Below are 17,323 nucleotides of genomic sequence, written 5' to 3'. Positions count from 1 at the left end.
GGAAAGTTTTTTCATTAGGTCACCTGAATTTATTTTATATTTTTTATAATACTCCAATTATATGAAGAAATTATGCAGGGAGTTAAATGTGTGATTCACCAAACGTTTATATTAGTGAATAAAGTTTTATTATGAACTTCTTAGTGGTAAATTACTCCTTGAATTTTATCAGAATATTACAGTGAAATATAATTGTAATATTTTTCATCTCCAAATTCGACAAAAAGTGATGTTATAATTTTGCTTGTTATTAGAGATTGATAAAGAAAGGACATTCGAATGAGTAAATTATTGATTAAGACATCTGTTATAACGTTCGGAATTGCAGCCTCATTAGCATTAACTAATACAACTTCTATTGCATTAGCATCTTCTGAGGAAGATTTACAAAATAAAAAACTCAATATACTAGAAAATCGTAGTAAAGTCCAAGATGGTTTAGAACAAGCAGTGGAAGAGCTTGATAACATAAAAACAGAACAAGATAAAATAAATGATGAGATTAAATGTTTAGATATGTTAATAACAGAAACGAATAGTAAAATACGCGAAAATGATGAAAATATAAAAAATGCAAATATAAAAATTCAAAAATTAAATGAAGAAATAAAAACTCTTAAGGAACGAATAAAACAACGCGAAGAGTTGTTAAAAGAAAGGGCTCGATCTTATCAAGAGATTGGGACTATTAACTATTTGGATGTTTTAATAGGCTCACAGAGTTTTAGTGATTTTTTAGATAGAGCGGGTGCGGTAACAACAATAATTACTGCAGATCAGGATTTAATCCAACAACATATGGATGATAAAAAAGTGTTAGAAGATAAGGAAAATGAAGCAAAAGATCTGTTAGTGAAACTTGAAAATTATGGCGAGTCTCAAAAGAAACTAAAAAGCGAATTAGATATACAAAAGAAAAATAAAGATGATATTATGCAATCTCTAAAGGACAAAGAAGAAGATTTAGAAAATGAAAAACTAAGTTTAGAAGAACAAAATTCATTACTTGATTCTCAAAAGGAAGCTATCGAAAAAGCTATAAAAATAGAATCTGAGAAGAAAACTCAAGTAGCTACTAAAAAAGAAAATGAAGCAAAAAGTACTTCTAGTAGTATTAAAGCGAACACAAATGTTTCTAAAAAGACCAAAGGGGTATGGACAACTCCAGCTCAAGGACGATTAACATCCACCCTTGGTGAAAGATGGAACAAGTTTCATGCTGGTATAGATATTGCTAACAGTGCTGATGTGCCAATTGTTGCTGCTGCTGATGGGGTTGTTAGTAGATCTTATTATTCCACAAGTTACGGTAATGTAGTCTTTATCTCTCACTCAATTAATGGTCAGGTGTATACAACTGTTTATGCGCACATGGATAGTAGAGTAGTTAAGACAGGGGAATCTGTTTCCAAAGGGCAACAAGTAGGAATTATGGGGAACACTGGACAATCTTTTGGTCAGCATTTGCATTTTGAACTTCATAAAGGTCAGTGGAATGCATCCAAATCGAATGCTGTTAACCCACTCGATTATATTTCAATATAAATCATCAATCCAATCATACAATTAAATTATTTTAAACATTAACTTGATTAAAGAAGTGTTAATTAGGTTAATGTTTTTTTAGAATTACTTACTTTAAAGATTGAATCTTGGAGGAGAAACCATGTTTAAAAGTAAAATTTTTATCTTGTTTGTTGTATCGGTCATTTTTTTGGCTGCTTGTAATAACAACCAAAACACAAATGAAAAAACTGCTGATGAAAGTTTAAAAATAATGACCAGCTTTTACCCTTTATATGATTTTACAACTAAGATAGCAGGGGACCGAGCTAAAGTTATAAATCTTGTGCAACCGGGTATTGAGCCACATGATTATGAACCATCACCAAAAGATTTGGCAAATCTAAATGAAGTTGATTTATTTATATACAATGGTGCTGGGTATGAAAGTTGGGTAACAGATACGATAAAAAGTATTGATACGAAAGATAAAAAGATTATTAATTCTAGTGAATATGTTGATTTATTGACTTTAAGAGAAACTGGTGAGAGTACGGAACCAAATGATAAAGAAGACCAGGAAGATAAAACATACGATCCCCATTTTTGGCTAGATCCTATACGAGCTAAGCAAATAGCTGAAGTTATTAAGGAAGAGCTAATTAAACTGGACCCAGATGGAAAAGTTGTTTATGAAGAGAACTTTAACAAAATTGCTGTTAACTTTGATGAATTAAATTCAGAATATACTGAAGCATTATCTAATCCTATTCGAAAAGAAGTAATAGTTTCGCACAATGCATTTGGTTATTTGACTAATAGATATGGATTGGAACAAATAGCGATTACAGGAATTTCTCCATCCGATGAGCCATCTCCTAAAAAGCTTAAAGAATTAATAAGTTTTGCTAATGAAAGGCAAATAAATTATATATTATTTGAAACTTTAGTAAGTCCAAAAGTAGCAGAAACAGTTAAAGATACTATTGGTGCAAAATCTTTAACATTAAATCCCATTGAAGGTCTAACAAATAAAGAAATAAAAAAAGGAGATGATTACTTTTCGGTAATGCGAGAAAATTTAGCAACATTAAAATTAGCTACTCAATAAAAATGAAAGTTAAAAATATGTTCATAATTTCTCGATAAAAAATCCTTGTTTTAACATTATTCTAATAAAAAGTAAAGGAGTGATAAAAATGGAATGGTTATCTATTTTGCTAGTACTTGTATGTCCAATTATGATGTTATTTATGATGAAAAGTCATGGAGGACATAGTCATAATAGGAATAATAATAAATTAGATAAAAGAGTCATTAAATTAGAAAATGAAAATAGGGAATTGCATAGGAAACTAAATGAACTTTCGCCTAAATGATGATATATGTAATATAAAAAAGAACACCTTAGTTTTGATTTCACTTAAGGTGTTCTTTTTTGTTTTCTCAATGATTAAGAAAAAATTGAAGGATAAAAATTTATTGCATTATATTTCAATCTTTATAAAAATTCCATTTTTATCATCTGTAATACCCATAATAAGTGGTGTATCACTTGTTATTCCCAGTATATTTCTTATTTCCTTGGGTATAGAAATACGATTTCCACTTAAATAACATTGATTTAAATCTTTATTATCATGGTTTGCTTTTATTATGATGGATTTGTCTAGTATATATATAAATAAAAGGTCTCCAGCATTAAAGTTCAACTGTTTCTGTAATTTTTTAGGAACAGCAATTTGTCCATTATTATAAATTCTCCTTTTATACACAGTCATTTCCACACCTTTTTAATTTCTCTTGAATAATATTTTTTTCTATTATAGAAGTCATTATTGAAGAAATTGTGCAGATTTAAGATAACATTCTTTCTCCATACTTTTTTGATGATTTGATTATAAACTTAAATTACTAAGTTATTAATTTATAAATTTATTAGGAGAATAGCGATGAAACTTCAGTTTATTATCTTAATTATGATAAGTTTGTTGATTACAAGTGTTTTAATAATATTACTTGTAAAAAGAACTAATATAGTTATAATTTCTCTTACTACTTTGTATTTAATTATATTAGTTTCTTTATTTAGTATTGATAATGGCAAACTAAAGAGGATTTTACGTAAGGATGTAATTGTAGATATACCACTACCGGAATTTATGATGAAAAAGGGAGAAGAAGAGCCTAAAGAAGTTAAGGACATAATTAAGGAAGTAAATCAACCATCTAAAAAAGCTGATACAATTAAGAAGGAAATTTTACTAGATGCACCTATAATTAAGCAGTTTCCTGAGTTACCTAGGGGCTGTGAAGTGACTAGCTTAGCAATGTTCTTACAATATTATCAAGTTAAAACAGATAAAATGGAACTTGCTAAAAAAATAGAAAGAGATAAGACACCATTATCAACTAAAAATGGAAAGATACATTGGGGAGATCCCAATGATGGATATATTGGAGATATGTATTCTTATAGTAAACCAGGCTATGGAGTTTATCACAGGCCTATAATAGAGTTGGCGGAAGAGTATTTACCAAACAAAATAGATAATCTAACAGGAAAACAGTTTGAGGAACTAAAATTATATCTTTCAAAGGACAGGCCGGTTTGGATAATAACGAATACAACCTATCAAAAATTACCTAACTCCTCCTTTGAAGAATGGGAGACACCAAATGGAAAAGTTAAAATAACGTATAAAGAACATTCGGTGTTAATTACAGGATATGATGAATCTTTTGTATATTTTAATGATCCCATTAGTGGTGAAAAAAACAAAAAAGAACCATTAGGTCCTTTTATAGATGCGTGGAAACAAATGGGGAGTCAAGCTCTTTCCTTAAAGTATGATTAAGAATAATAGATTCTTGATTTATTAATAGTGTAAAAGTTCAAGTGGAAACATGTGCCACATTTAAGAAATCTTAATAATATCGTCTTAAAGTGAATGGGAAAATATTGGAGGTAGTAAATAGATAGTTTCGTTGATAATATGATTCCTGTGGACATTAATACTAGGAGGTTTATATGAAATCGAATAAATTTTTATATTCTGTGTTTCTAGTAATATTATTGTCATCCTTTTTTGGAGTAAATACAGAAGCATCGTCTCTTTATACAGTAAAATCTGGAGACACTCTATGGAAAATAAGTCAGCAAAGTGGAGTTCCTATAGGTTCTATACAAATAGCAAATAATTTAAAAGATAATAAATTAAATGTAGGGCAACGATTAAGTTTACCAGAACCAATTACCACAAGTGAAAGAACTTTATTAGCTCAATTGATTTTTGCCGAAGCACAAGGAGAACCTTATGCTGGAAAAGTTGCAGTAGCGACTGTAGTTTTAAATCGTGTAGATAGTGACCTTTTCCCAAAAACAATAAGAGAAGTAATTTATGAACGTTCAAATGGCTATTATGCTTTTTCTCCAGTTCAAAATGGAAAAATAAATAATAATCCAACCACTATAGATTATAGAGCAGTAGATGAGGCAGTAGCATATAGAGGAAAAGGGAGTGGATCCCTGTATTTTTACAATCCCCAAACAGCAAAAAGTGAGTGGATTCTAACAAAAGAAGTTACCGTAAGAATTGGTAATCACACGTTTGCAAAGTAATTAAAAATAAGTGTGCTTGAAACACAAAGGGAAACCCTTTAAATGCACATAAAATTCACAAATGCTTAGTAGATTGTCTTTTAAGTGGTGATATTGAAAGGATTTTTTAAGCATTAAATAACAGGAGCTTTTTAGATGTGATTTTATTTGAAAGAGAACTAAGATGATTTTAATGATTCTTAAATGGAAAAGAAAGGTATGCATAATTTAGGAGAATGTTATTTTAACCGAATATTTTATGACTAAATGGGGAGATTAAGATAGAATCTTAATCTTGAAAGCAGGGGATTATCCATGGAGAAAATATTATTGCGCATGTTAACAGCTGGTTGTGTGGCAACTGTTCCATTTTTGTTTAGAGGCAAAAGAAGAGAAAATTTCTTAATATTTTTCGCTAAAGGTGTTCTTGCAACATTAGTAGATGCTTATGTTGTGGGTACAAAAAAAATCTCCTATCCAGTCCGTCCTTTTCCGAAGATCTTTAAAACAAATATCATTTATGATGTGTTATTTTTTTCTTTATTAAGTGTGCTTTGGGTAAAAATGACGGAAAGAGATCACTTAGGAAAGAAATTATTAAAAAGTCTTGTGTTTAGTGTCCCAATGAGCTTTGGCCAATGGTACTTTGAGAAAAACAGTAAATTATTCAAATGGAAGAAATGGTCACCACTACATACTTTTGCAAGCGTAAATTTCACTTTATTTACAATTAGAGGATTCTTTGGGTTAATAAAATATTTAGATAAAAAAGACCTGTGGAGATAGAAGGAGAGAAGAGTGTAATATAGGGAGAGTAAGGTTGGCAATTAGATTGATAGAAGGAAAATAGAAAAATAGCAGGGTATTTATAATGGCCTGTTTTCTTTCCTATTGACGAAAAATATATAAGATGATAAAATTATTTCGAATTAAAGATATATTAATTAAGAATATTTTTTTATATAATTATCTCAATTTCGAGATAATTTCAAGGAGGAAAAAGTAAATGAATGAACTAAAAGGACTTCATCATATTACAGCAATCACAAGTAGTGCAGAAAAAATCTATGAATTTTTCACATACGTTTTAGGACTTCGATTAGTAAAGAAAACGGTCAATCAAGATGATATTCAAACCTATCACTTATACTTTACAGATGATGTGGGAAGCCCTGGTACAGATATGACATTTTTTGATTTTCCTGGGATACCAAAAGGGGTGCATGGTACAAATGAAATCTCGAAAACATCATTCCGCGTGCCAACTGATGCTGCTCTTGAATATTGGGTCAAACGCTTTGATAAGTATGAAGTGAAGCATAAAGGAATTCAAGAACAGTTTGGCAAAAAGACATTGTCTTTCGTAGATTTTGATGATCAGCAATATCAACTGATTTCCGATGAACAGAATGAAGGGGTTACAGCAGGTACGCCGTGGCAAAATGGGCCAGTTCCATTGGAATTTGCAATCACTGGGCTAGGACCAATATTTGTACGAACTGCTTATCTTGACTATGTAAAGGAAGTATTAGAAAAGGTATTCTTGATGAATGAGGTTGCACAAGAAGGGGACTTCCATCTATTTGAAATGGGAGAAGGGGGAAATGGTGCACAAGTCATTGTGGAATTCAATACGATTCTTCCACAGGCACGACAAGGATTTGGAACAGTTCACCATGCGGCTTTCCGCGTGGAAGATCGTGCAGAATTAGATCAATGGCAAGAGCGTTTGAGCAGTTTTAAATTACCGAATTCTGGATTTGTAGAACGTTATTATTTCGGTTCTCTATACTCTAATGTGGCACCGCAAATCCTATTTGAATTAGCAACAGATGGCCCTGGCTTCATGGGGGATGAGCCTTACGAAACGCTTGGCGAAAAATTATCCTTACCACCATTCTTTGAATCCAATAGAGAAAAGATTGAACAGCTCGTTCGACCTATTGATACGGTTCGAAGTAACGTAGAAATAAAAAAAGAATACTTGTAAGAGGGATAAGGGGATGATTCTTGTGTTGTTTGTACACACGAGAATCGTCCCTCTTTTTTTAGAACATTCCATTCTTATTCGGTGAATCCTTTGGGATAGGCTGGCCAATATCCCACAATTCAACAATCTGGTTGTTTTGGAAGCGAAAGATATGCACCACTGCTCCTCCTAAATCCTCTGGATGTTGCTTTATATGGGAATACACCACTACTTTATCATCCTCTTCGATAACTAGCTTGCTCTCTACCTTCTTATTAGGACTTTGCTTGGCATTTTCTTCCATGGCGATCATTAATGAATCTGCATCGCCATTAAAGAAGGGATTATGATGGCGAAAGTCAGGACCTATGTAGCTATGAAATGCTTCGCGAACTTTTCCTGTTGCTACAAGCATTAAAAAGGAAATGGCTATATCCTTTTGAGATGGAGTCGATGTTTGCTGCTTGTTCATCCAATAACATCCTTTCCTTATGAATGCTTAGAAGTTTAAGGCATGTATATGGTTATGTCAATTAAGTAAATTTTAAAGGTATGGAACATTTCTAGGCTGATAGGAAATCGTTTCAGCCGAAAATAGTTCAATGAGTAAATGATTACCTAGCATTTTAGCGCGGATTAGTATGGGTCTTTCATAGTTATTTTCAAAAACAAAATCTGGTCCATCCCAACTAACCGTTGCATCTCGTTTAGGAGGGACGTATGGAATACTTCTACTGTGTGAATAGCGTTGAATAATCTTTAATCCAGCATTGTCAACCGCATTAAATAGAGTAGAGGATACTTGGCAAATCCCACCACCAATATCTTCCGAAAACTTTCCATTTATGATGACAGGAGCTTGTAAATATCCCTTTTCTACCGTTCTTTTTCCAACAATCTGATTAAAAGAAAATTTTTCGTTTGGAAAAATAACGCTATTATTAATTGCCTCTGTAGCTAGCGAAATATTCATGCTTCGTTCTTTGTTATTACTGTTAAAGGAGGTTATATATCTGCCGATTTTTTTTCTTCGAATACTATCTAGAAGCTCACTATCTACTTTAGGATAAATTACTTGAAGGGGAAGTTCTTGTTTACTGGAAGTATCATTAAAATAATGCGCATACATTTGTCTGATAAATTTCTCCCGATGCAAGCGATAGCCAACTTGCTCAGGAACGATACTCCCATACTGATTAACAATAGCATCCTTTGGCGCAATGTAAACCTCGTTATCTAATTCATCCATAACTTTAGTGAATTCTTCTGTGTCGATCACAGGTAAACTAGGAGATTTCCACAAAAAGTCTTGTTCCTTAACCTGTTGTTGGGAAGGATGACTTTTGATTATACTAAAATAAGTACTAGGTATAAGCACGGCATGAAAGAATAGAATGAGTCCAAGTAATAGATGGGAATTCATAGATGACAAACCTCCGTTATAATCTTTGTTATTCTTAATATGTGTCCGTTCCTCCATTTAATGTATTTATTTGTAAAATCATTAGAAGAAATTAGGGAAGTACTATTTCCTGCGTCTCATGTATAAATAAATAGAATATTTACAATAATGGGAAGGAGTTCGCGGCTTTTAATAGAAATAAATCAGAAGATTCATTAAAATAGGAGGTCCGAATAATGGGAAGACCAATTCATTTCGAAATTCACGTAGATAACATGGAACGCGCAAAAAAGTTTTATGGAGAAGTTTTTGATTGGAAATTTGAAGATTGGAGTGATTATGCTGGTATGCCTTATTTTGGGGCAGTAACGGGCGATGAAAGCGAGATGGGAATTAATGGTGCTTTAATAAAACGCTCCGTTCCTCTCACAGATAAAAATCAAGCTGTAAATGGGTATGCTTGTACAATGGGGGTGGAAGACTATGATTCCACAGAAACAAAAATTCTTGAAAATGGAGGAACCATCGCACTTCCTAAGCACGCACTTCCTGGTATGGCATGGCAAGGCTACTATACAGATACGGAAGGAAATATATTTGGGATTCATCAACCAGATGAAAATGCCAAATAATTGACCCATAGGGACGGTACTTGGAGGACAAGCCCCAGCACCGTCCCTATGTTTTCTTTAATTTTCTTTTTTCATAATCGAATAGGCTCCACCAAACATGGCCATTAATAGACCTGCTATCGGAAATATAATCCAATTTATATGCCAATTTTCGTACACAAATCCAGTGAATAAGAAAATGGCGGTGGCAAGTGGCCAGATGACTGCTGCGAAAGCGCCAATTACTTTATCTTCCTGCTTCTTTTCAATGGAATACGATTCTTCCCTTAATAGTTTTACGTAGGCGTCCTTTTTGGCGCCACTTATAATAAAGAGGTAAGTAGCTATTGCGATAAGAAGCAGTAAAACACAAACACCATAGGTTGTTGCTGATTCATTTATGGCAATCGTCACTAATAAAACGACGGGTGATAAAATACAAAGGGAAACACCAATGATTATCGAACGAAAAAAGATTGGTTGATAGGCTTCTTTTTGCATCTCAATTTTTTTAACCAAATGAAGAGGAAGGGAGAAGGTTCCCTTTTTTTCGATGAATTTGAACTTCTCTAATAGTTGACCACTATAAATGAATAAACTCACGGCAATTGCAACAAATAGAAGTAATTGCGCTACACCGATTAATGCTGCTGTATTTTCTGTAACACCATTTAGAAAACCATTGTCATATAACTCTGTAAAGAGAACTAGTAGGGCAGAACCAAGTATGCAAAGGAACACACCAATCCCAATCAAGTTCATCGCTTTTGCTGTTTGCTGAAAAAAATGATTCACTTCGTCTTCTGAGAGTTGTCGTTCTTGTGATTTTGCTTCGTTTAATGAAATGCCTAATTCATTTAGTAGTTCATCAATATTACCAAATTCTGATATCACAATTCCAATTGCTTCATTTTCTGATTTACCTGCTTCTTTTAATTCATAGTATTTTTCCTCCATGTTTGAAAGCATTTCTAGTTTCAGCTTTTCCATTTCTGATGTTTTCGGCAAGTTAGCAAAGACATTGTCTAAATAATTGATGATGCTATTCATTATATCCCTCCTTAATAAATAGGTTAATTACTTCCTGTGTAACGGCCCATTCTTGGCATTTTTCCTGATAATACTTTCTTCCTTCTGCAGTAATGGTGTAGTAAGTCCTTCTTTTTCCATATTCGCCTTCTTTGTAATAGGAGTTAATATAGTTATTCTTAATCAATCTACTAAAGGCTGAGTATAGTGTTGTTTCTTTAATAATGTATTTTTCATTTGTTCGTGTTCTTATATCTTTGGAGATCTCATAACCATAAGAATCCTTTTCCAATAGGAAAAAAAGAATAATGGTGTCATTATATCCTCGTATGATATCACTGCTTATCACAAAATCCCTCCTTTCTAATACTTCACTTATCGTACTATGTCTGTCGTGGTAATTTTACTTTACCATATATACTACGACAGGTGAAGTAAAATGTTAAAAAATTTTAGTTCAGCTACTGAATCTTTTTGGAGGGAAGAGGATTATTTGTTCTAGCACTAGTTGTTTTACGATTTTTTTCCAATAGAAAAGCACCTTCGTTAACCGAAGATGCCTATAATTGCACTTACCGTTGTAACGACAGCTAAAGCTGCTATTACCCAACTTAAAGTTTTCAATGTGTTGTTTGATTCTCTTGTGGAGACTAAATGATAGATTTCATTAAAAGAAGCAAGCTCCCATACTTCTAGTCCTTCTTTTTCAATAATTTCTTCTAAATCGCTTAATTTCACATTCTTTAGTTCTTTTTCCTTAAGAAACTTCTTAAAGTCTACATTTGTATATGGTTTATTCACTTCAGACATCCTTCCTTACTATCAAAAATAGACACTTAACCATCTGTTTACCTCATCGAATATTATTCTAACATTTATCTATTATTAATTGGAAAAAACATAGGAAAACATATCTTTTATCCTAAGTCTTGTACATAAAAGAGTATTGCCTTCGTTTACAAGAAAATAATTCATATCCCGATTGAATTTTGATCACTATACTTTTTCAGTGATCTTGAGAAAGTTCTTCCTTTACACATACTTAACAAAACTTCATGTTTATTAATAGTGGCTTAAATATTCCTTAAAACAAGATATCTATGATTCTAGTGTGTACATAAATCAGCTTTAGGGAGGAATGGTCTTGTGTCTTTAAAAAAGAGGATAACAAGGAGGGCTTTTGTCATCTTTGTTATGGGGGTATTTTTCTTTTCTACTTATTTTCCAGCTTTGCCAGGTTTAATGACTTATGCGGCAGAATCAACTGGAGAAAGTTCAGAGGAGAATACACAAACAGAAAAGGATAGTAGTATAGAAGCAACTGACACATTAGTCGAACAAGAGAAGAAGGTAATGAATGAAGCGGTAAGGGAAGCGGAAAATGCTAGTATAGAAGAACCCTCACTTACTGTTTCTGATCAAAAGGATGACTCAGTTAGAAATGGGGAAAATCATCCTCTAGAAAATGAAAAAATAGAAGAAGAACAGGATAAAAAAACAGAACCAGCCGAAGAAATTCCAGTAGAAACTGAACAACAGCAAACGGAAGATCAACAAGAAGCCGTGGATTATACAAAGCTACTACCCCTACTTATTACAGAGTTAGCCCCTGATTCAAAAGGAACGGATAACTTTGAATTTATCGAACTCTATAATAACACCAATCAACTGATCGACTTAAATAGCTATTATTTTTATTACCATTATATTGGTGGTAGTACAGCCGATAAAATAATGTCTATTCCAGCAGCAACGATTGCACCTCAAGAATCTATTATCCTTTGGTTTAATACGAAAGATCTTTTACTAGACGATTTCAACAACCATTTCAGTACGTCTTTAACAGAACAACAAGTCATTTCTTTTAAAGGGGATTTTCCTGGATTTGCAAATGGCGGAAATAGAGGAATGATTATCAAAAATCTCGATGGTCAAGAAGTAGCATCTGCGAAATATTTACCAGGAGAAACAGATAATACAGGCTTAGATGTGCATTATGCTTTCCCAACGGAAGGAACCGAAATGGAAAAGCAGCAGGTTAATGCATCCCCAACACCAGGTGTGTTAGGAGAGGGACAAGTGCCAGCAGAGCCGCTGCAGGTAAGTCCGATAACAGAAGATATAGAAGCACCTATTATCACGCATGAAACAATAACAACAACAAAAGCGGGAGAGGCTATTGCGTTTGAAGCAACAATAGCCGATAATCAGAAAAATCCAACCGCTACAATCTATTATCAAGTAGAATCAGACACAGCATTTAAAACAATAGAGATGAAACAAGATTCAGCAAATCCTCAAAAATTTACAGCAAGCATACCAAAAGAAGAAGTACAAGGTACGATTGTGTACTATTTGGAAGCAACTGATGGTACTCATCTAGCAAAAACTGCAACATATACAATTGAATTAGAAAATGAAGAAGGGGAAGAACCAGAGCAGGATACATATAGCAATCGACCCCTCTTCATTACGGAGCTTTCTCCTAATTCAATTGGTGGAGGAACGGATTATTACGAATACTTTGAGCTATATAATAATTCGAATCAATCGTTAAATCTAGCGACTTATTCCTTTTACTATGTATATACAGATAATTCAAGAGAGCCAATTTTATTCCAATTGCCAGCTAAAGAGATTCAATCAAAAGAAAAGTTAGTATTTTGGTTTAATAATGGGAATAAAACAGTAGAAGACTTTAATAAAGAATATGGGACAAGCCTTACAAGCAACGAATTAGTAATGTTTACAGACACGGCATTCCCCGGGTTCGCTAATGGCGGAAACCGTGCCATTGAAATAAAGGATGCACAAGGAAATGTTATGATTTCCGCTAGTTATTTAGGTTCTGAAAATGACAATGACGGCAAAGTTATTCATTATCAATTTCCACAAGAAGGCACGGAAATGGAGAAGTACAAGGTGTTAGCTGATCCTACTCCTGGAAGCGTGGAAGCAGATCAGGTTCCAACAAATGTAGTGGAGTTGCCTGATATGCCAAAGGATACGGAGCCACCGGTTATTTCCCATAATCCAATTAAAACAGCAAAAGCCTTCACAGCAGTTCCGCTTGAAGCATCGGTGACCGATAACGAGGTAGCAAATCCAATTGTCACTGTATTTTATAAAAACTCGGCAGACGAGAGCTTTAAATCATTAGCGTTGAATAAGGATGCAAATGGGAAATATTCGACAACCCTTCCAGCTGCCGATATAGATGGAGAAATCACTTATTATCTTGTAGCTAGTGACGGAATCAACGAAACTCAAACAGAAGCATTCAGCCTTTCTGTAGAAAAATCTGAAATTGATTTTACCAAGATTCCTAAACTACTTGTTACAGAGGTAGTTCCTGATAGTGCAAATGTTGGAACGGCCGATGGATATGAGTATATTGAAATCTACAATAATACCGATCAAGCGATAAACTTTAAGGATTATAAAATTCAATATCGCTATAATGCCGATCCCGCAACGGATGTTGTTTGGCCATCAATTCCAGATGATGTGGTAATCGAACCGCAAGAGACACTGGTATTCTGGATTATTAATGGTCAAAATGGTGAAAAAACGGTTGCTGATTTTAATGCAAATTACGGAACAAATCTCGTTGAAGATAAAGAGATTGTGCGGATTAAGAGTGATGGAATGGCAAATGGCAGTATGCGTGGCTTAGTGATTGCTACGAATACGAAGGAAGAGATAAATGTTGCTTATTATAATGATGAGGCAACTCAATTAGATACGGCAATGAATATGGGGATTCTTTATAAGTTCCCAGAGGATGGTTCCACACAATCCGTAAAAATTAGTACAAAGACAAAGCCAGGAATACCAGGAATGGTAGAGGCTAACCAAGTTCCAAATCAGCCTGTTCATGTAGAAAAAGATCACATGGTACCTACCTTAACAAATGCTACGAATGTGGAAGAAACCCATCAAATGGATGACTTAACAATTCGTGCAAAAGCAACAGATGATAAAGCCATTAAATCTGTTATTCTTTATTATCGCACAAATAATCAAACCGATTATGAAAAGGTATTATTAACGGTTGATCCTAGTGATATCGAATACTATACAGCCGTTTTGTATGCAGCGAACTTTATTGCAAAAGAAAGCATCGAATATTATTTTGTCGCAACAGATGGTCAAAATGAAGTGACTTCAGAGAAATATGTCATCACCATTAAAAATGATGTTAACAATGAACCAATTCATTTAAATGTTCAGGATCATGATATTTTATCTGGAAATGTAATTTTAAAAGCCGTATCGAAGGAAGCAACTGCTGAAGATGTAGAGCTTTCTATTGATGGAAAAAAAGTAACGGAAGAAACATATAGCTCTTTAGAATCACAAGCTTATCTTGCTGTGGATATTAGCGGGTTAAACATGTATTTCAAAAATGCAATCACAATGGGAGATGAAATTATTCATCTATTGGATAAGGATAATAATTCAGATTGGAAAACCTTTACGATTCCAATTGATCCAAATAAATTATCCATTGGGGAAAATGTTATTACCGTTCGTTCAGGAAATAAGGCATCTCCGTTCCAATTAGAAGAAAGTGAAGAAAATAGAGATGACTATAATATAAGAAATGTTCGTCTTATTTTAGCGGATGGCACGGTAATTAGAGATCCGCAAAAAGCGAATACATCTCAAGTATTTGATATGGGAGATGATGGTACCTATCGTCCGTTCGAAGACTTTACTTTTACATTAACAGAAGAACAAATGAAAGCAAAAACGTATGTCTGGGATACAACAACTGTTTCAGATGGAGCGTACAGTATTACAGCAACAGATAAAGAAGAGGAAGTAACAGCTGCAATTCAAGTAGATAATACAGCACCAGTCATAAAGACAAATATGGAATCAGAAAAAGAATATAAGGGAGCCTTTACGATTGAAGCAAGTGCAGAAGATGCAATAGCAGGTGTCGAGTCAATAGATGTAACGTTAGATAATGAAAATATAAGTGTTCCATTTGATACTGCTTCTTCTAAGCTTATCCCAGGTGTCCATGAGTTAAAGGTAGTTGCGGTAGATAAGGCTGGTAATAAAGCGGAGTCTGTTATTGGATTCAGTGTGACGAATGAAAATCCAAATAAGCCAGAATTAATCTCGCCAGCTAATAATACAGCTACTCCAGTAGACGGGGATCCAGCGTTAAAGGTAAGAGTAACTGATCCAACAGAGGATTCGATGGATGTTCATTATTATAAAGGCTATAAATATGAGGCAACAGATAGTAATGTTCAATCATTTGAAAATGCGAGTGATACAGAACCGCCAGTTGAGCTTGTGCCCGCTGGAGAAAAAGCATTAACAGCTGAGGATGCTTCAGCGATTTCTACCTTAGATGGAAAGTACTTAACAACTGATTCTAGTACTCAATTCCCATACCATCGCTTTGAAGTGGAACTAGACCCTACTATTGGTAAAGAGGACCGAGTCGAGTTAGTGTGGAATGGGAAATCATTAGAAGGAAGAAAGGTTTCCATGTATGCATGGAGTATGAATGAGAATAAATGGAAACTGCTAACGTATAAAATTGCGGGTGCAGAAGATTTTGCCTTAAAGGCAGATGTACAGGTAAACGAGTATGCTGATAAGGCTAATAAAATCAATGTGTTAATTCAAGATGAAATTCCAAGCTCACCAGATGATTATGATTTTACATTTGTGTGGATGTCGGATACCCAATACTATGCAGAAAGCTATCCATATATTTATAAACGACAAACAGAATGGATTGCGGAAAAACAAGAAGAGCTGAAAATCAAATATGTCTTGCATACAGGGGATGTGGTAGATGAATTTGATGATGAACAGCAATGGATTTATGCGGATGAATATATGCGCACATTAGAAGACTACAAAATTCCGTATGGAGTACTGGCAGGAAATCATGATGTAGACCAATTATCCAATGATTACTCCGAGTTTTCGAAATGGTTTGGAGAGAATCGTTATAAAGACCAACCACATTATGGAGAATCGTATAAAGATAATCGTGGTCATTATGACTTGATTTCAGCTGGGGGAAATGATTTTATCATGATATACATGGGCTGGGGCGTAAATGATGAGGATATGGAATGGATTAACAGTGTGTTAAAACAATATCCTGATCGAAAAGCCATTCTGAATTTCCATGAATATCTATTAGTTTCAGGTAATCGTAGCCCAATTGGGGAAGAAATTTTTCAAAAGGTAGTAGAGAAAAATAAAAATGTATTCCTTGTATTATGTGGACACTATCATGATTCAGAGACGCTAATTAGCGAGATTGATGATGATCAAGATGGCATAGCAGATCGAAAAGTCTATCAAATGCTTGGTGATTACCAAGGTGGTCCTGAAGGCGGACAAGGCTATATGAAGCTGCTTCACTTCGATCAAACCAATAATCGAATCCTTATTAATACGTACTCACCATATTTAGATGATTATAATTTCTATGATCCAGCAGAATATCCATTGAAGGATGAATTAGTGATTGATTTAGATTTATCCGTTCAAGAGAAACAGGTTGCGACTGATTACTTTGCGGTCAATGTTTATACAAATGAAGAAATTGGCAACCAAGAAAACATAGCAAGCGGCGATACTGCGGAAGTTGTTTGGAGGAACCTTGAAGAGGGACAAGTATATGACTGGTATGTAGTAGCATCTGACAAGTATACTGGAACAGCTATTTCAGATATTTGGTCTTTCACAAAAGGACAACCATCACCTGAAGAACCAACAAATCCAGGTGATGGTGGGGAAGGGGAAGAACCGTCAGCACCGGTACCTGACGACAATACCGGGAATGATGGAGGAAATGAAGAACCACCAATACCAACTCCTGATGACAATAATGGAAATAATGATGGGGAAAATTCAACAAATCCATCCACATCAGAACCAAACAAAGACTATCAACCGATTCAACTACCAAATACAGCCACAGCAAATTATACAATGATGTTGGTAGGAATTCTATTATTAATAGGAGGAATAGTGATTTTTTACTTGAGAAGGCGAAGAAGAGAGGCATAGGAACAGGTTCTACTAATTTGCATCCCTGGAATGGATACCAAGGGGAATTCCATTGAACGGACAAGAAAGAGCGAAAAGCCTATTTATCTTTAGGTTTATCGCTCTTTCTTTTTTTGAGTACTATTTTTTATAGCCAGATAATATATTTGTTA

Annotated in this window: 15 protein-coding genes; 9 read left to right on the top strand and 6 right to left on the bottom strand. The window is 34.1% G+C overall.

Going from position 1 to position 17,323, the window contains the following annotated elements:
* The first annotated feature begins 279 nt into the window (after positions 1 to 279).
* From ADJ83_RS19495 to ADJ83_RS19485, 3 genes are all read left to right on the top strand, one after another.
* The gene (locus tag ADJ83_RS19495) at positions 280 to 1,545 is read left to right on the top strand and encodes a murein hydrolase activator EnvC family protein (RefSeq protein ID WP_031537462.1); all 1,266 of its coding nucleotides are present in this window, start codon (positions 280 to 282) and stop codon (positions 1,543 to 1,545) included.
* A 121-nt stretch (positions 1,546 to 1,666) separates the two neighbouring features.
* Positions 1,667 to 2,614 (top strand): metal ABC transporter solute-binding protein, Zn/Mn family, encoded by a 948-nt coding sequence (locus ADJ83_RS19490; protein ID WP_016204431.1) that lies wholly within the window; start codon positions 1,667 to 1,669, stop codon positions 2,612 to 2,614.
* Positions 2,615 to 2,702: 88 nt separating this feature from the next.
* Positions 2,703 to 2,882 carry a DUF2933 domain-containing protein gene (locus ADJ83_RS19485; RefSeq protein ID WP_016204430.1) on the top strand — a complete coding sequence of 60 codons (180 nt, stop codon included), beginning with the start codon at positions 2,703 to 2,705 and terminating at the stop codon, positions 2,880 to 2,882.
* A 108-nt stretch (positions 2,883 to 2,990) separates the two neighbouring features.
* On the opposite strand, the gene ADJ83_RS19480 is transcribed toward ADJ83_RS19485, so the two are convergent.
* Positions 2,991 to 3,284, bottom strand: a complete 294-nt coding sequence (locus tag ADJ83_RS19480) for an AbrB/MazE/SpoVT family DNA-binding domain-containing protein (RefSeq protein ID WP_040344032.1) — start codon at positions 3,282 to 3,284, stop codon at positions 2,991 to 2,993.
* A 171-nt stretch (positions 3,285 to 3,455) separates the two neighbouring features.
* Here ADJ83_RS19480 and ADJ83_RS19475 point away from each other — a divergent pair, with 171 nt between their 5' ends.
* From ADJ83_RS19475 to ADJ83_RS19460, 4 genes are all read left to right on the top strand, one after another.
* Positions 3,456 to 4,361: a C39 family peptidase gene (locus tag ADJ83_RS19475; RefSeq protein ID WP_031537466.1), complete on the top strand. Its 906-nt coding sequence runs from the start codon at positions 3,456 to 3,458 to the stop codon at positions 4,359 to 4,361.
* Between the two features lie 173 nt (positions 4,362 to 4,534).
* The gene (locus tag ADJ83_RS19470) at positions 4,535 to 5,125 is read left to right on the top strand and encodes a cell wall hydrolase (RefSeq protein ID WP_048718833.1); all 591 of its coding nucleotides are present in this window, start codon (positions 4,535 to 4,537) and stop codon (positions 5,123 to 5,125) included.
* Between the two features lie 294 nt (positions 5,126 to 5,419).
* Complete coding sequence (locus tag ADJ83_RS19465) at positions 5,420 to 5,890, top strand: CBO0543 family protein (RefSeq protein WP_031537467.1); 471 nt, start codon at positions 5,420 to 5,422, stop codon at positions 5,888 to 5,890.
* A 220-nt stretch (positions 5,891 to 6,110) separates the two neighbouring features.
* Complete coding sequence (locus ADJ83_RS19460; protein ID WP_031537468.1) at positions 6,111 to 7,094, top strand: ring-cleaving dioxygenase; 984 nt, start codon at positions 6,111 to 6,113, stop codon at positions 7,092 to 7,094.
* A 58-nt stretch (positions 7,095 to 7,152) separates the two neighbouring features.
* Here the strand turns inward: ADJ83_RS19460 and ADJ83_RS19455 are convergent, their stop codons facing one another.
* Positions 7,153 to 7,545, bottom strand: coding sequence for a nuclear transport factor 2 family protein (locus ADJ83_RS19455; RefSeq protein ID WP_048718830.1), 393 nt, complete (start codon positions 7,543 to 7,545; stop codon positions 7,153 to 7,155).
* A gap of 72 nt (positions 7,546 to 7,617) precedes the next feature.
* Positions 7,618 to 8,496, bottom strand: a complete 879-nt coding sequence (locus tag ADJ83_RS19450; protein WP_053094383.1) for a VanW family protein — start codon at positions 8,494 to 8,496, stop codon at positions 7,618 to 7,620.
* 215 nt (positions 8,497 to 8,711) lie between these two features.
* Here ADJ83_RS19450 and ADJ83_RS19445 point away from each other — a divergent pair, with 215 nt between their 5' ends.
* Positions 8,712 to 9,107 carry a VOC family protein gene (locus tag ADJ83_RS19445; protein WP_031537473.1) on the top strand — a complete coding sequence of 132 codons (396 nt, stop codon included), beginning with the start codon at positions 8,712 to 8,714 and terminating at the stop codon, positions 9,105 to 9,107.
* A 57-nt stretch (positions 9,108 to 9,164) separates the two neighbouring features.
* Here ADJ83_RS19445 and ADJ83_RS19440 read toward each other — a convergent pair whose 3' ends face one another.
* From ADJ83_RS19440 to ADJ83_RS19430, 3 genes are all read right to left on the bottom strand, one after another.
* Positions 9,165 to 10,136 carry a permease prefix domain 1-containing protein gene (locus tag ADJ83_RS19440; RefSeq protein ID WP_048718828.1) on the bottom strand — a complete coding sequence of 324 codons (972 nt, stop codon included), beginning with the start codon at positions 10,134 to 10,136 and terminating at the stop codon, positions 9,165 to 9,167.
* The gene (locus ADJ83_RS19435; RefSeq protein WP_031537477.1) at positions 10,129 to 10,464 is read right to left on the bottom strand and encodes a PadR family transcriptional regulator; all 336 of its coding nucleotides are present in this window, start codon (positions 10,462 to 10,464) and stop codon (positions 10,129 to 10,131) included. The genes ADJ83_RS19440 and ADJ83_RS19435 overlap by 8 nt, the downstream gene beginning before the upstream one ends.
* Positions 10,465 to 10,661: 197 nt before the next feature.
* A complete protein-coding gene (locus ADJ83_RS19430) occupies positions 10,662 to 10,916 on the bottom strand; it encodes a hypothetical protein (RefSeq protein ID WP_031537478.1) in 255 nt (84 codons plus the stop codon).
* A gap of 345 nt (positions 10,917 to 11,261) precedes the next feature.
* Here ADJ83_RS19430 and ADJ83_RS19425 point away from each other — a divergent pair, with 345 nt between their 5' ends.
* Positions 11,262 to 17,171 carry a lamin tail domain-containing protein gene (locus ADJ83_RS19425; protein WP_048718824.1) on the top strand — a complete coding sequence of 1,970 codons (5,910 nt, stop codon included), beginning with the start codon at positions 11,262 to 11,264 and terminating at the stop codon, positions 17,169 to 17,171.
* Positions 17,172 to 17,323: the final 152 nt, after the last annotated feature.

The sequence above is a fragment of the Bacillus sp. 522_BSPC genome (genome assembly GCF_001076885.1).
In the GTDB taxonomy this organism is placed as follows: domain Bacteria; phylum Bacillota; class Bacilli; order Bacillales; family Cytobacillaceae; genus Niallia; species Niallia hominis.
The sequence above is the reverse complement of the archived record's forward strand: the minus strand, read 5'-3'. Positions and strand labels throughout refer to the sequence as shown.